Source organism: Lacticaseibacillus huelsenbergensis (assembly GCF_029726355.1).
Lineage (GTDB): Bacteria > Bacillota > Bacilli > Lactobacillales > Lactobacillaceae > Lacticaseibacillus > Lacticaseibacillus casei.
In genome coordinates this window covers 240,820-255,169 of record NZ_CP120687.1, presented here as the reverse complement: position 1 = coordinate 255,169, position 14,350 = coordinate 240,820, and the positions used below count along the sequence as shown (strand labels likewise).

Genomic DNA, 14,350 nt, shown 5'->3' with positions numbered 1-14,350 from the left:
AAAACGGCACCACACCGTCCATTTTTACGGCGGTGTTTTTTCTTTGGTTAAAAAGTTTTATAATTACTTTTGTAACTTTTCGAAACGGAGGCCATCATGCTCGAAAAAAAGTTCTACCATACCATGTTCAGTCAATCTTTTAATATTCCGGTCCGGGTTGAATATTGGGACCATACCGAAGAGACCTTTGGCACCGGCGAGCCAACGATTACGATTAAAATGAAAAAAGCCATTCCCGTCCGTCAGCTGATCAAGAATGCTTCGCTGGCTTTGGGTGAAGGCTATATGCGTGGTGACATTGAGGTGCTGGGTAGTAACCGACCGTTGCAGCGCTTGATTGCGTCGGCTTATGCCAATGCCGGCAGTTTTATGCGCAGCAGCAAACTCAGACACTTTCTGCCTAAACAAAGCCACACCGAGCGTAAGTCGAAGGAAGATATTCATTCGCATTACGATCTCGGCAATGACTTTTATAAATTATGGCTGGATCCGACGCTGACGTATTCCTGCGCCTATTTTGAAAACTGGGATGACGATCTGGAAACTGCCCAACTGAATAAAATCGACCATATTCTGCGTAAACTGAATCCGCAGCCCGGGCGCACTTTGCTGGACATCGGCTGTGGCTGGGGAACGCTGATGTTGCGGGCGGCCAAGATTTACCACCTGCATGTCGTCGGCATTACCTTGAGCAAGGAACAATTCAAGCTGGTTTCCGATCGCATTGAAGCCGAGCATCTGACCGATGTAGCTGAAGTGCTGTACATGGACTATCGCGAACTCGATCGCGAGCCGTTTGATTACATTACGTCTGTCGGCATGTTCGAACACGTCGGCAAGGAAAATCTGGAAGGCTACTTCAAAGATGTTGCTAAACTACTTAAAAATGATGGTGTTGCCTTGATCCATGGCATCACGCGGCAACAAGGCGGCGCATCAAATGCCTGGATTGATAAGTACATTTTCCCGGATGGCTATATTCCGGGCATGACGGAAAATCTGGGTCATATTATCGATGCAGGGATGCAGCTGGATGATCTTGAACCGTTGCGGCGTCATTATCAGCGTACGCTCGAAATCTGGGACACGAATTTCAACAATCACCGGAATCCGATTCAGCAAAAGTTCGGTTACGAGTTCACCCGGATGTGGGATGTCTACTTGCAGGCCGCAGCTGCCAGTTTTGAGGCCGGCAATATCGACGTCATGCAGTATTTGATCAGTAAAGGCCCTTCAGGCAAGGATCTGCCGGCGACCCGTGACTATATGTACGATTAATGAGTCGGTTGTAGCGACTTTTTTGGCCGGACATGGGCGATCTGAAAGCTGGAATGATGCTTAACACAAAGAACAACTTAGCGTCACAAAATGTTCAAACATGGTCGGTAGTATTAACAGCATAGAAGTGAGCCACCCACTCATTCCTAAACCCCAACCAACTTTTTCATTTCTACTCCTCCAAAGTGAAGTCGCCGATCGGACTCCATCCGATTGGCCAAGCCCGAACCCTCGCAGCAAGCAGTTGTGAGGGTTTTTGTTTGTCAGTGCGAGTTATTGAGTTATATTACGAATGATCTCTTAGGGGGTATGATGTTCCGAGCCGTGCCAAACTCCGCAATCTCCGGCCAGCTGGGGTGGCGACGCGAAGCTAGAGCGGAGGGCACGACTTAGAGCCTCTGCAAAACCGGCAGAGTCTCTAAGCTCGGCCTTGTTGTAGGTGGGGCAAAGAGCGCCCCACCTACAACAATTCCACGGCTGATCCCCATCTGGCCTCCGATTGCTCCGCTTTGGCACTAAGATCTCAATATGCCTGACGAAGGATTTCTTTTGCCACTGTAAACTTGTTATGGAGAGCCGCACTAACTCCCTTCAAACTATAAGCAAATTTCTACTTTAGTGAATGTTGACAAGCAGTCACATCTTTGCCGCTAAATCCCAGCACATCAAGCATGACGAAAAAACTAAAGTTATTTTGTTCGCGCTTTCATTGACATTGCCATTAACTCAGATAAGATAAGGGTATTATTTCAAACACAAGGTGGTAAGTACATGACCGATTCAATTGAGCATATGGCAAAGCGTTATCAGCCGTATTCAGCTTGGACACCGGAATACGTGGCTAGCTTGAAAGCTCAAGTCGCCGCAAGTAAGTGGCGGACCAAAACCCATGTTCAACCAGACACCGGCTTGATCAATGATCCGTGTAGTCTGAACTTTTTCAATGGTAAGTGGCATCTTTACTACCAGCAGTTTCCATTTGGGCCGGTGCATGGCCTGAAGTCGTGGGCGCATGTGGTCTCAAAAGATTTATTTAACTGGCGGCGGGTTCCCGGAGATCTTTTGCCGGAGGACGAGCATGATGCGCAAGGGGCTTATACTGGCTCTGCGCTGGTGACGCATGGCACGCTACGGATCATGTACACTGGCAATGTCCGTGACGAACAATGGCATCGGCATGCGACTCAATTGGGTGCGGTGCTGGGTGCGGATAGTCGGCTGTTTAAGGATCCTAAGCCGTTGATTGCCGCGCCACCAGCTGGGTATACCCAAGAGTTTCGTGATCCGTTTCTTTTCAAATATCAAGACAAAACCTATGTCCTAGTGGGCGGCCAGCGGGCTGATCATACCGGCGCTATTTTGTTATACGAAAAGCTAACGGATAAGACCTGGCGTTTCGTTGCGCCGCTCAGCATTCCGGACGAATTCTGTGGCTACATGGTCGAGTGTCCTAACATTGCGTTCATCAACGGTAAGGTCGTGTTGGTTTATTGTCCGCAAGGCTTGGATCAGGACTTTTTCGAATATGAAAATGTTTATCCTAACATTGCGCTGGTGGGTGACAGTTTCGATCCGGAAACGGGCACGCTGACGCATCAGCGATTGCAGAATATTGACAAGGGATTCGATTTTTACGCAACGCGGCTGGCAAATACGGAAAAAGATGGCACGCTTGCGATTTCGTGGTTAGGCTTGCCGGACACGAGTTATCCAACTGATGACGATGGCTGGGAAGGCGTTTTGAGTTACGTGCGGAAGTTGGATCTCCGCGATGGGCATGTTTGCCTTGTGCCGCATCCAAACGTTGAGACGTTGCGTGAGACTGCAGATGATAGCTTGCCAACTGTGACGAAAACTGATGATAACTGGTCAGTGGCAGACTTAACCGGTGCCTTCGAACTCACGATGACGCTGGCAGCCGGGCAGAAGACAACGCTGCATATTCCCGATGGCGATCATGATCAGCTGCTGATTAACCTTGATTCCGATAGCGGGCAAGGCATGGTGCAGCGGGAGAATCGCAACAATGGCGGTAGTCTGCGGCAATTCGGTTTTCCAGCAGGTAAGAACGTGACGATTCGGTTGTTCATTGACGTTTCCGTTTTCGAGCTGTTTATTGACGATGGCTATCGCGTGGTTTCCGGCCGGTTCTTTGGCGATACCTGTCCCAGTGCCGTGCGCGTCACCCCGGCAGCTGCGGTCAGCGCGGTGCAGGCGTGGAACTTGCGGAAGGATAACGGCGGGTTGTGAGACCGGCGAATGCCTGATTAAAAGAAGTCATGTCCTTGCTCCAGTTATGTGGCCTTAATTGGTCTTGTAGCTGGAGTTTTTGTTTGTCTAAGCACCGCGTTTAGTGAGGGTGGCTGTACGCAAGAGGTGTGGGGAATTCCCGTCGACAGTACGTGTAAAATTTCAGGATGACAACTTGACATTCTCTGAAAGCGCTGTATACTCGTTTTATGAAATCGATTCCATAAAAAGGAGAACAGGTCCATGGCGACGATTCGGGAAATTGCGACAGCAGCGGGGGTTGGCGTGACAACCGTGTCACGGTACTTAAATCATCATCCGTATATTTCCGCGGACAAGAAGGCGCGGATCGAAGCGGCGATTCAGACGCTTGGCTACACGCCGAGTGCTGCGGCGACTTCGCTAAGGGCTCAGGCTACTGGCAATATCGGCGTTTTGGTTTCGCGGGTGACGAATCCGTTTTTCGCTGGGTTGTTCGATGCGATTGAGCGGACGCTGCATGAGCAAGGCTATCAAGTGATGATTTCGCAGACATATGATGATCCGGATGCCGAGGAGCGGTTTTTGGATCAATTGAAAAGTCGGAAACTGGATGGCATCATTTTGGCCTCAGTTGAAGCACCGGAGCGGGTTGCAGCCGTTGCCAAAGCTTTTCCCGGCCGCGTTGTAGTGGTGAATGCCGATGTGCAGATTCCACATGCGACTTCCTTAGTGCTGCCGCATTATCAGGCAACGAGGGATGCACTCGACTACTTGTATGAAAAGGGGCATCGCCGATTTGCCTATGTGACAGGTGGTGCCATTCAAAGCGCGCGGCACGGGAAGACCCGTACCCAAGCGTTCTTTGACTTTATGGCGGCAAATAAGCTTGCAGTTGATCCGGTATTACTTTTCGATCATGTGCATACCGCTGCAGAGGGTCAAGTGATTGGCAAGCAATTAGCCGCATTAGCACCAGTCAAGCGGCCTGACGCCATTTTTACCAACTCGGATGAAGTGGCAGTTGGCGTGCTGGACAGTTTGCTGGCGGCGGATTTAAAGGTACCGGACGACATCGCGGTGATGGGCTATGATGACCAGCCGTTTGCGCCGTTCGCCCGCGTGCCACTGACCACCGTTCATCAACCGGTGACCGAGATGGCCCAGGTTGCCACCGATATGTTGCTGCACGGACTTGGCCGCGTCGACCACCAAAAGGATCCGGCAACATTAGCGTTATCGTTAAAAATCAGGCAAAGCGCCTGAGTTTTATTTTTACGCAATATGGAATCGATACCACATTTTGAACATCGACGTATCAATCAGCAGGAGGAAACAGTCGTGACGAATCCAACCAGCCGCACCTGGTGGCAACAGGAAATCTTTTATCAAATTTATCCGGCGTCATTCAAAGACAGTAACGACGATGGCATTGGTGACTTGCCTGGCATCATTGAAGAATTGCCAAAACTCAAGGAATTAGGCGTGACGGCGATTTGGCTGTCGCCGATTTATAAAAGTCCGATGGTGGACAACGGCTATGATATCTCGGATTATCAAGCCATCAATCCGCAGTTTGGCACCATGGCCGATTTTGACCGGCTCATGGCAACGGCCAAGGCGCTCGGCATTAAAGTCGTGATGGATCTAGTGGTGAATCACACATCGGATCAGCACCCATGGTTCCAGGCGGCGTTGAAAGATCCAAACTCGCCGTATCGGCAGTTTTATATTTTTCGCCAAGGCCACGACGGTCAGCCGCCGAATAACTGGCGCTCGAACTTCGGCGCCGGCTCGGCCTGGACCGCGCTACCGGGTGAACCGAACACATACTACCTGCACGTCTTTTCGCCGCAACAACCGGATCTCAATTGGGAGAATCCCAAACTGCGGCAAGCCATTTACCAGATGATCAATTGGTGGCTGGCAAAAGGGTTGGCCGGCTTCCGCATCGATGCGATCACGTTTATCAAAAAGGATCAGGACTTCGCGGCGTTGACCCCTGATGGCAGTGACGGGCTCGGCAAGGTCAAGCGTAAGGCAGAAAATCGCCCGGGTCTGGGTCGATTCCTCAAAGAATTAAATGCCGCGACTTTTGGCCCGGCCAATGCCGTTACCATCGGCGAGGCTTCCGGAGTAGCTTACGATCAGCTGGCTGATTTCATCGGTCCCAACGGCTACTTTTCCATGATTTTTGATTTTCATTACGCCGATATCGATGTGGCTTCCGGTTCCGAGTGGTTCAAGCAAACGGACTGGACGCCAAAAATGTTAGGTGATGCCATTACTAAAAGCCAGCTGGCGATTCAAAAAGTTGGCTGGGGCGCGAACTTTTTGGAAAATCACGACCAGCCGCGGAGCTTGAGTAAGTATATTAAGGATCCGGCTTATCGCAATGCCATCGGGGCCAAAGCGCTGGCGTTGTTGTATTTCTGCTTGCGGGGATGTCCGTTCATCTATCAAGGGCAGGAATTAGGGATGGTCAATGCGACGCGAACCAGTATCGATCAGTTTGACGATCTGCCGACACATGATAACTATCAGCGGGCGCTTACGGAAGGCTATTCCCAAGCGGAGGCGCTGGCGTGTGTTAATCGGCGGTCGCGGGATAATGCGCGCACACCGTATCCCTGGAACAATCAGGCTAATGGCGGCTTCAGCACCCATCAACCGTGGCTGCCGATCGCCCAGCAGGCCCCTGGTGTCAACTGGCAGGACGAGCATGCGGATCCAAACTCGGTCTGGCACTTTTACCAAAAGCTTTGCCGGTTGCGCAACGATTCGCCATTGCGGCCGGATCTGATCGAAGGTGACTATGCTCCGATCAAGGTCGCAGACGATCATGTTATCGCCTATGCCCGCGGGCAGCACGTGCAGGTTTTTGTAAACTTAAGCGCACAAACAGCTAAGATCGATTTACCGGCCGGCCGGATCTGGCTTAATAACTACCCAGATGCCACACCAACGTTGCAACCTTACCAAGCGATTCTCATTGAGGTGAATTAAGATGGCAAAAAATTATGAACAAGAAGCAAAAGCAATTCTGAAGCTGGTTGGGGAGAGCAACATTGATTCCGTGACCCATTGCCAAACCCGGCTGCGCTTTGTGGTCAAGGATCGCAAGGCAATTGACGACAAGGCACTGGAAAAATTGCCGGAAGTCAAAGGGGTGTTTTACGGCTCCGGCCAGTATCAAGTCATTATCGGCACTGGCGTTGTCAACGATGTGTATGCAGCCATCGCCAAGCTGGGCACGGTGAATGCCATTTATGGCAAGGACGACGCCGATACGACTGCGGCGGCAACAGGTGAGCACAAAACGCTCGTGCAACGCTTGATGGCGATGCTATCTGGCATTTTCATTCCGATTATTCCGGTCATTGCTGCAACAGGTCTGTTTTTAGGGTTAAAAAGTGCCGCCACGAACGCTCAGGTCTTGAAACTTTTCGGTGCGGTTCCCAGCGATATCCCCGCGAGCCTAACCTCGGTGATTTCGGTTTTGACCGACACGGTTTTCGCGTTCCTGCCTGCGCTGATCGTCTGGTCAACGTTCCGATATTTTAAAGGGACGCCGATTATCGGGATCGTCATTGGCTTGATGCTGGTGTCGCCGATTTTGCCGAATGCCTATTCGGTGGCAGACGGCAGTGCCAAGGCGATTATGCTGTTTGGCTGGTTACCGGTCGAAGGCAGTCAAGGGTCGGTGTTAACTGCACTGGTGGCTGGCTTTATCGGGGCAAAATTGGAACTCTTTTTCCGGCGGCACATGCCGAATGTGTTGGAACAGATCCTGACGCCGTTTCTCACCATGCTGGTCACGTTTGCCATTATGATCCTGGGTGTCGGTCCCATTGTCCATGCGATTGAAAGCGGGATGTTGGTCGGCGTTGAAGCGGTGATCCACTTGCCATTTGGGATTGGCGGTTTCCTGATCGGGGCCGCATATCCGCTGATGGTCCTGATCGGGATTCATCAGACCATGATTGCCATCGAAACATCTTTGCTGGCGTCAACCGGGTTGAACCCGTTGATCACGTTGGAAGCTATGTATGGATTCGCGAACTTAGGCGTGGCGCTCGCCATTTTCCTGCGGGCCCGTTCCAGTAAGGCAAAAGCCACGTCGATGGGGGCGTTCACGTCACAACTGTTCGGTGTTTCGGAACCGACATTGTTCGGGGTTCTGATTCGTTACAACTTCCGGCCACTGATCGTTACGGTGCTGACGTCCGGGATCGGGGCGGCCATTCTCAGCATGCTCAACGTCGCGGCCAACTCATACGGACTTGCGGTGGTGCCGTCTTACCTGATGTACATCTATAACGGCCATGCATTGTTATGGTACACGGTGGTGTCGCTGGGGACAGTGGTGGTTGCCTTCGTCGCCACGAACGCCTTCGCAATCCCTAAAGAAGTTTTGAAGCCTGACGAAAACGTCGAGACGGCCAATGCCTTGATTTCCTCCACCGTCAGCGACGACAAAGTCTACGCGCCAGTCAGCGGAGAAACCGTGGCCTTGGCCAAGGTCAGCGATCCGGTTTTCGCTTCCGGCATGATGGGCGACGGACTGGCGATTCAACCGGCAGAAAAAGGCGTCAACAACGTCTATGCTCCGCAAACCGGCACGTTATCGGTGGTTGCCGATACCGGCCATGCGTATGGCATGACGACCGACGATGGCATGGAAATTCTGGTCCATCTAGGTATCGACACCGTTAACTTGAAAGGCGCGCCTTTCACGGTGGCGGTCAAAGCCGGCCAGTATGTCAACAAAGGCGACTTACTCGGCACCTTTGACCAAGCGGCGATAAAAAAGGCCGGACTTGATCCGACCACCATTGTACTGATCACGAACAGCAAATCCTACGCGCGTATCGAGCCGGTTGCGGACACAACCGTTCAAGCCGGCGCTGATCTTCTCGCGGTTCAGCGGGAAGATGTGAAGGTTGAGTCGGTTTCGCCGGCGTCGTTGTAAGGAAAATTGCATTGAAATAAGCCTTAATGCTACCTTGGGTGTTTGGATGCCTGATAAGGTAGGGTTAAGGCTTTTTTATGTTGTTTGAATGCTGGTTTCAGAAAAAATCAAAAACAGTCCGCGTAAACGGACTGTTTAGGTCAACATATAATTGCTGTCACAGGTCACTTTTTGCGGTTAGTGTGTTTTGTGGACCGTTTATTCTCAGATGATCTCTCTTTCTTTTTCAGAAAAAGATTCCAAATGATAACATAGCCGTTAAACAAGATGAGAAAGCCGCCGCCGAGAACGATTTCGGTTCGTAGGAAGCCTTTTAAAGCGTGCTCGAAAGAAACAGCACCAATAAAGTAAGGGCCAAAGTCATAGTAGCCAAATTCTAGGCCGATGAGAATTAACGCAACGATATTTGTTAGCAATAAGGAGACAATGACGGACCCCTTTTTATTTTTAGACAACTTGTTTCTTGGCACTTGAGACCACCGCTTATCCTAATGAATTTCGGCCCAACCGCACTGAGCACCCATAATTGCTAGAGATCCCCAGCCAATTCCGGGAAGCGCAAAATGAGCGAGTCTCTTTACAGCAAAGCTTGCGATTTTCTTGCCAGCAAATCTCGTAATTCTTTGGACAATCATTGCCGAGGCTTTTTTCCAAGCTTGGGATTTAAGGTACCTAACTACCTGTTCATTAAAGACCATTTTAGCAACGTCTCTTAATTCACCAAGCCCCATTTTAATCACCATACACTGACTAAAACTGGAAAGCGAGCGTTTAGTTCTTTCAGAAGTATCGGGTGCTTCTGAAAAACTGTATAGCATCACATTCTGGGCAACTGTCTCTTCTGACATATTAGGGTCAGTAGAGTATGCCTCTGCCAAAATGGTAGAGAGATTATCTGTAGCTTGATCAATTTCTTCTTTTGTAATATCGAGTGTGTCTTCTGATGCATATACAGCAGAGCCAGCTGTTACAAGGGGCCCTCCTAGTACTAAAGCAACGGTAAAGAGTATGAGGAACCTGATAGCCCCTTTCAGCCCTCCATTTTTGTAAAAACCCAGTTTCATTTGTTTTCCTCCAATGTTTATTGCAATTATACGTTGTAATAAATAATATCACGAGAAAGCGCATACAATCAAGCACTTTATGATATTAAATTCTATTAATTAATACAAATAATAATTGAGGGAGGATATAAATTGAGGTTAAAACGCAGGATGATTTATTTGAAATTATTTTTATTATAATTAATATACTAAGGCTTTACGTTTATCATATTCAACCAAAAGTGAAAGAAAATTATGAATTTAATTTTTTAAACCTTTTAAGTATCTTGAAATATTATGCCCAAATATTTCTCCCCTGATTTTTGGCTTTGGCACGGTCTTAGATAGCGCTTGTTAACGACATAATCGCTTTTAAACCCAACACATCCCGCATTTTGTCCAATGGCACAAGCAAACACCTGTGATATAATCGACCAATATTTCAATCTGACATTCGGAGGAAGTTATGCGTAACATTGGTAAACTAGTTGCTTTGGACTGGAAACGGATTGTGAAAAGTCCGTTCGCTTTTCTGCTGATCGCAGCCCTGGTCATTATTCCCAGCCTTTATTGCTGGTTTAACGTTTGGGCGCTGTGGGATCCTTACAGCAATACCCAGGATCTGACGGTCGCGGTATACTCGGCTGATCAGCCGGCGACTTTTCGGGATCAGAAAATTGCGGTCGGGGACGAGCTGATGGATCAGCTGAAGCACAACAAACAGCTTGGCTGGCGGTTTGTGGATTCTAAAAAGGCCGTCCAAGAAGGTGTCAAAAGCGGCAAGTATTACGCCGGTGTCGTGGTGCCAAAGCATTTTTCCACTGATTTGCTGAGCTTTGTTGACGGGAAGATCCATAAGCCTAAGCTAGATTATTATGTAAACGAGAAAATCAATGCGATTGCCCCGAAAATTACCAGCACCGGCGCAAGCACGCTGCAAAACACCATTTCGGATGAATTCGGCGCAACCGTCGCCAAAACGCTGGTCAAGACGTTTAATAAAGCCGGCATCAAGCTGGATCAAAACCTGCCAATGATTCGGCGATTCGCCAGTCTGGTCACGAATACCAATGAGCAGTTGCCGACCATTGAAAAGTACTTAACCGAAGTGGATGACTTGCAAGGAAAAATGCCGGCAATTCGGGCGAAGTTACAAACGGCAAATGAAATCGCTGGGTATCTCCCAGAAGTCAATCAAATGGCGCAGAAGCTAACCGCCGCGAATGGTTATTTGCCCATGGTTCAAGATGCTGGCGAACTGGCAACCGCGGTGAAAGGCAAGTTGCCGGAAGTTCAGCAAGCCGGCGCCCAGCTGAACACGGTGGTCACCAATTTTGACCAACTGGAAAGCGGCGTCAGTCAAGCGGTGAAGGTAACCGATCAGGGCATCACGGTGATTAATCAGGTTGACGGCACCTTACCAGCGCTGACGGATTTCGGCCAAAAAGCGCAGGCGGCAGTGGGAACCACGAAAGATGAGGTGCTGCCGAAAATCAGTACCGCTCTGGATGTCGTGCAAAATGCCACCGATGCCGGTTTGACGCTGATTGCGGCAGCCAATACCAGCCTAAGTGCGGATTTGACGACCTTGCAGAATCAGCTTCAGCAACTTGACAATAGTCAGGATACGGCCGCCGTCAAGCAGGCTATGGTCGAACGACTGACGGCCTTGGCAAAGCGGCAGGGCAAGGTGGCGGACAATGCCACCAGTTTGGCCGAAATGCTTGAACGGGTGCAGGCCAGCCTTAACAAACTTACCAGTCAAGACGACCAGGTCTTGGCCGGTGCCATTGCTCAACTAAAAGAAGTCGCAGCAACGGCAACCGCGGTGAAAGACAGTGCCGAAGCGCTAGCCAAGGGCGTGCCTAATCTGAGCACCAGTGAGATCCAGGCACGCTTGGAAGCGTTAGCCAAAACGGCTGATCAGTTTGCTGCCGCTGCTGCTGCGCTCAAAGCACTTGATATCAGCACCAGTGTCAAACAAGTGTTAAACGACTTTAAAGCCGCGCTTGGGGACGCCAGCACCACGCTTGCCACCATCAACAATCAGATCCTGCCAGAACTGCCATCGCTTCTCAGTGGCACCAAAGATTTGCTCACGCAGGCGCATAGCTTTTTGGTCAAGGCTCAGCAGCAATTGCCAGCGCTGAAGCAGGAACTAACCGATGCCAACACCCTACTGAATGGGCACATGAACCTCATCACCAGTGGCGTGACGACCGTTGCCGATTTGTACCAAAACGATTTTCCTAGTCTTGAAGCCAAATTGACCAAGGCGACCGACTTTATTAACCAGGATCTGCCGGGCATTGAAAAGGATCTGACCAATACCTTGGCACTGGCAAACGAAAAAATGCCACAGTTGCAGAGTGGGCTGGATGATGCGCATACCTTCATCAAAAACGACTGGCCGACACTAAAAGATGCCATTCAAAAAGGCGCCGCTGCCATCAAAAAAGGTGAAAAGTCGGTTGACTTATCGCAGCTGATCAAACTCTTGCGGCGGGACGCGACAAAAGAGGCCGGGTTCTTGGCTAAACCGGTCGAACTCAAGCAACAAAGCTTCTACGCGATTCCAACGTATGGTTCGCAAAGTGCGCCGTTCTATCTGGCCTTGTGTATTTGGGTCGGTGCGTTATTACTTGGCGCGATTTTGATCACCGAATACCAGTTGCCGGCAACACTCAGCGATGCCACGGTCAAACAAATGTACGTTGCGCGCTGGCTGACGTTCGTCGGGCTGGGGATGTTGCAAGGTCTCATTGCGGCACTGGGCAATCTTTTTCTGATTGGCACTTACGTCGTCGACAAGCCGCTCTACCTGCTATTCTCCATGATGCTAAGCGTGGTCTTCGTTTCGATTCTCTACATGCTGATCTCGCTATTCGGCAACATCGGAAAGGGCATCGGCATCATCATTCTGGTCCTATCCATTTCCGGAGCCGGCGGGAACTTCCCGGTCGTACTTTCTGGCAAATTCTTCCAGATGATCAACCCGTGGCTGCCATTCACTTACGCCGTCAATCTCTTACGGGAAACGGTCGGCGGCATCTACTGGCCTAATCTCTGGCTTGACCTCGCCGTTCTGGCTGCATTCGGCATTAGCTTCTTCTTGTTGGGCCTCTTCTTGAAGGAACCCATTCACCCGTGGATTGAGAAAATGCACAGCATTACTCGGAGGTCAAAAATTATTGAATGATGTTGAGGTGCTAGGGATAACGGTTTCACGAAATTAGGTCGTTTGATGACCGACAAAAGGCAACCTGACTGGCGATTTGCTGGTGAGGTTGTTTTTTACATAGAAGGCGGTCACGATTCAGTCATGGAGTGTTTGGTTACGCTAATGGAGGTCAATTGGGATGGGTATGGCAGTTCAAGATGTCGATGATTGGAGCAAAATAAAATGGTGAACTTCAGTTTATGCGCTGAGGTTCACCATTTGATGTCTTTTCTAGGCCGATTTTTTAGGTGATTTCTCTTTTCCACTCGTCACTGTCACGACAAAGGTGGACTCATCTTTTTGATAAAGCCGGTGGATGTTTTGCAGCAGTAGCATGATCCATGACATGGCCAGCGCAAAGGCGATCATCTCGAACGCGGTCAGCGACAGGTAGTGCACGAATTGGAACAGGATGGCGGCGAGGACGATGATGCCGCCGATGGTGTAGCTGGTGCTGAGAAATTCGCGCGAGACGCCCGGCAGCAGCCAGCGCACGGCGATGATCATGCCGATCAGGAAGTAGTTCAGGAACCACGCGCTTTGGGTGTGCAGGACATGCAGGATGCCGCGATTATTCGGAAACAGGCCGACGCCCAGCAAGGCGATGGCCGCGACGGTTAGTAAAATGCGGAGCGTGATCAGCCGCCAGTCGTTTTTGCGATGCGCCATCAATGGTACGAATAGGTAGTCCACCAAGGCGATCCACAGCAAGGCCGACACCGCGATGGTCAGATTGAACTGCCACGCGTTCAAGGCCTTGCTGGTGCCTAAAAAGCTAACATTGTGCTGCCACCACTGACGCGAACTGTTGGTCACAATCGCGCCCACCACGCCGCCGACAAACGTTGACAGAAACAGCGTAGTAATAAACGACGTCGAAATCGACAACGCCGAATAAATCATCAGATAGTTCACAATACTGATAAAAATCAGGAACAGTCCGGTCGCCGTGTAAATATCAAAACTGACGCCTTCAAACATATAGCCAATTGCCCAGAAAAACACCGACGCCACGAATGCAAGAATAATCGCAAACGACAGTAGCAACGTCGGGAAAATCCGCCAATAGCGGCGTCGATGATCACGCCCATGAATCTGCCGGTGATTGCGAATATATGTCACCGCAAACGTGCCCATGCCACTCAACTCGCCAAGGACAATCACCATCTGCGCGATCGAATTCTTGCCCGTCATCGGCACTTGCAAGATGTTAAAGTAGAAGAAATACGCCAGAAAAACGATCCCCGCCAGAACAGTAGGAATCAGAAAGAACCGCAGCGAAATCGTCTGCGTCCCCGTATCCGCCCGCTTCGGCCGAATCACTGCTTCCTTATCTTTTAACGTCACCTCGACTTGTTCGCCATCCTTAATATCCAAATCGTCCATGATAGCGTCAGGAATGACAATGTGATGTGTTTGTTTGGTCAATTTTTTCTGCTCCCCAAAGATTCTTAATGTTACTTCTATACAAAACCTAACTGTAGCACATCCAGCGCGAAGGGGAAAAGGCAACTTGCACGTCATTGCAGGTCGGTCACAACTTTTTCGTTAAAATAAGTTAGTCAGGACACTTTCGTTAACCTCGCAATTTAATGGGATTCCGTTTAA

At 50.0% G+C, this 14,350-nt stretch carries 9 protein-coding genes; 6 read left to right on the top strand and 3 right to left on the bottom strand.

What is annotated here, in order from left to right:
- The first annotated feature begins 96 nt into the window (after positions 1-96).
- The 5 genes from LHUE1_RS01105 to LHUE1_RS01085 all read left to right on the top strand — a co-directional run bounded on the left by LHUE1_RS01105 (position 97) and on the right by LHUE1_RS01085 (position 8,479).
- Positions 97-1,278, top strand: a complete 1,182-nt coding sequence (locus LHUE1_RS01105; protein ID WP_049171347.1) for an SAM-dependent methyltransferase — start codon at positions 97-99, stop codon at positions 1,276-1,278.
- A gap of 771 nt (positions 1,279-2,049) precedes the next feature.
- A complete protein-coding gene (locus tag LHUE1_RS01100) occupies positions 2,050-3,528 on the top strand; it encodes a sucrose-6-phosphate hydrolase (RefSeq protein ID WP_049170332.1) in 1,479 nt (492 codons plus the stop codon).
- 243 nt (positions 3,529-3,771) lie between these two features.
- Positions 3,772-4,773 (top strand): LacI family DNA-binding transcriptional regulator, encoded by a 1,002-nt coding sequence (locus LHUE1_RS01095; protein WP_049170335.1) that lies wholly within the window; start codon positions 3,772-3,774, stop codon positions 4,771-4,773.
- Between the two features lie 75 nt (positions 4,774-4,848).
- Positions 4,849-6,513 (top strand): glycoside hydrolase family 13 protein, encoded by a 1,665-nt coding sequence (locus LHUE1_RS01090; protein ID WP_049170337.1) that lies wholly within the window; start codon positions 4,849-4,851, stop codon positions 6,511-6,513.
- A gap of 1 nt (position 6,514) precedes the next feature.
- Positions 6,515-8,479 carry a PTS beta-glucoside transporter subunit IIBCA gene (locus tag LHUE1_RS01085; RefSeq protein ID WP_277848168.1) on the top strand — a complete coding sequence of 655 codons (1,965 nt, stop codon included), beginning with the start codon at positions 6,515-6,517 and terminating at the stop codon, positions 8,477-8,479.
- Positions 8,480-8,643: 164 nt separating this feature from the next.
- Here LHUE1_RS01085 and LHUE1_RS01080 read toward each other — a convergent pair whose 3' ends face one another.
- Together LHUE1_RS01080 and LHUE1_RS01075 are read right to left on the bottom strand one after the other, a co-directional pair.
- Complete coding sequence (locus LHUE1_RS01080) at positions 8,644-8,949, bottom strand: hypothetical protein (RefSeq protein WP_241484813.1); 306 nt, start codon at positions 8,947-8,949, stop codon at positions 8,644-8,646.
- Positions 8,950-8,967: 18 nt separating this feature from the next.
- Positions 8,968-9,543 carry a hypothetical protein gene (locus LHUE1_RS01075; protein ID WP_241484814.1) on the bottom strand — a complete coding sequence of 192 codons (576 nt, stop codon included), beginning with the start codon at positions 9,541-9,543 and terminating at the stop codon, positions 8,968-8,970.
- A 445-nt stretch (positions 9,544-9,988) separates the two neighbouring features.
- Here LHUE1_RS01075 and LHUE1_RS01070 point away from each other — a divergent pair, with 445 nt between their 5' ends.
- Positions 9,989-12,721 carry a YhgE/Pip domain-containing protein gene (locus tag LHUE1_RS01070; RefSeq protein WP_049170342.1) on the top strand — a complete coding sequence of 911 codons (2,733 nt, stop codon included), beginning with the start codon at positions 9,989-9,991 and terminating at the stop codon, positions 12,719-12,721.
- A 252-nt stretch (positions 12,722-12,973) separates the two neighbouring features.
- Here the strand turns inward: LHUE1_RS01070 and LHUE1_RS01065 are convergent, their stop codons facing one another.
- On the bottom strand, positions 12,974-14,170 hold the full coding sequence (locus LHUE1_RS01065) for a transcriptional regulator (RefSeq protein ID WP_049170344.1): 1,197 nt from the start codon (positions 14,168-14,170) through the stop codon (positions 12,974-12,976).
- Positions 14,171-14,350: the final 180 nt, after the last annotated feature.

Bases quoted from the DNA above. Each gene is read 5' to 3' on its own strand.
- LHUE1_RS01105 (WP_049171347.1), top strand. From the start codon at position 97: ATGCTCGAAAAAAAGTTCTACCATACCATGTTCAGTCAATCTTTTAAT.
- LHUE1_RS01100 (WP_049170332.1), top strand. From the start codon at position 2,050: ATGACCGATTCAATTGAGCATATGGCAAAGCGTTATCAGCCGTATTCA.
- LHUE1_RS01095 (WP_049170335.1), top strand. From the start codon at position 3,772: ATGGCGACGATTCGGGAAATTGCGACAGCAGCGGGGGTTGGCGTGACA.
- LHUE1_RS01085 (WP_277848168.1), top strand. From the start codon at position 6,515: ATGGCAAAAAATTATGAACAAGAAGCAAAAGCAATTCTGAAGCTGGTT.
- LHUE1_RS01075 (WP_241484814.1), bottom strand. From the start codon at position 9,543: ATGAAACTGGGTTTTTACAAAAATGGAGGGCTGAAAGGGGCTATCAGG.
- LHUE1_RS01070 (WP_049170342.1), top strand. From the start codon at position 9,989: ATGCGTAACATTGGTAAACTAGTTGCTTTGGACTGGAAACGGATTGTG.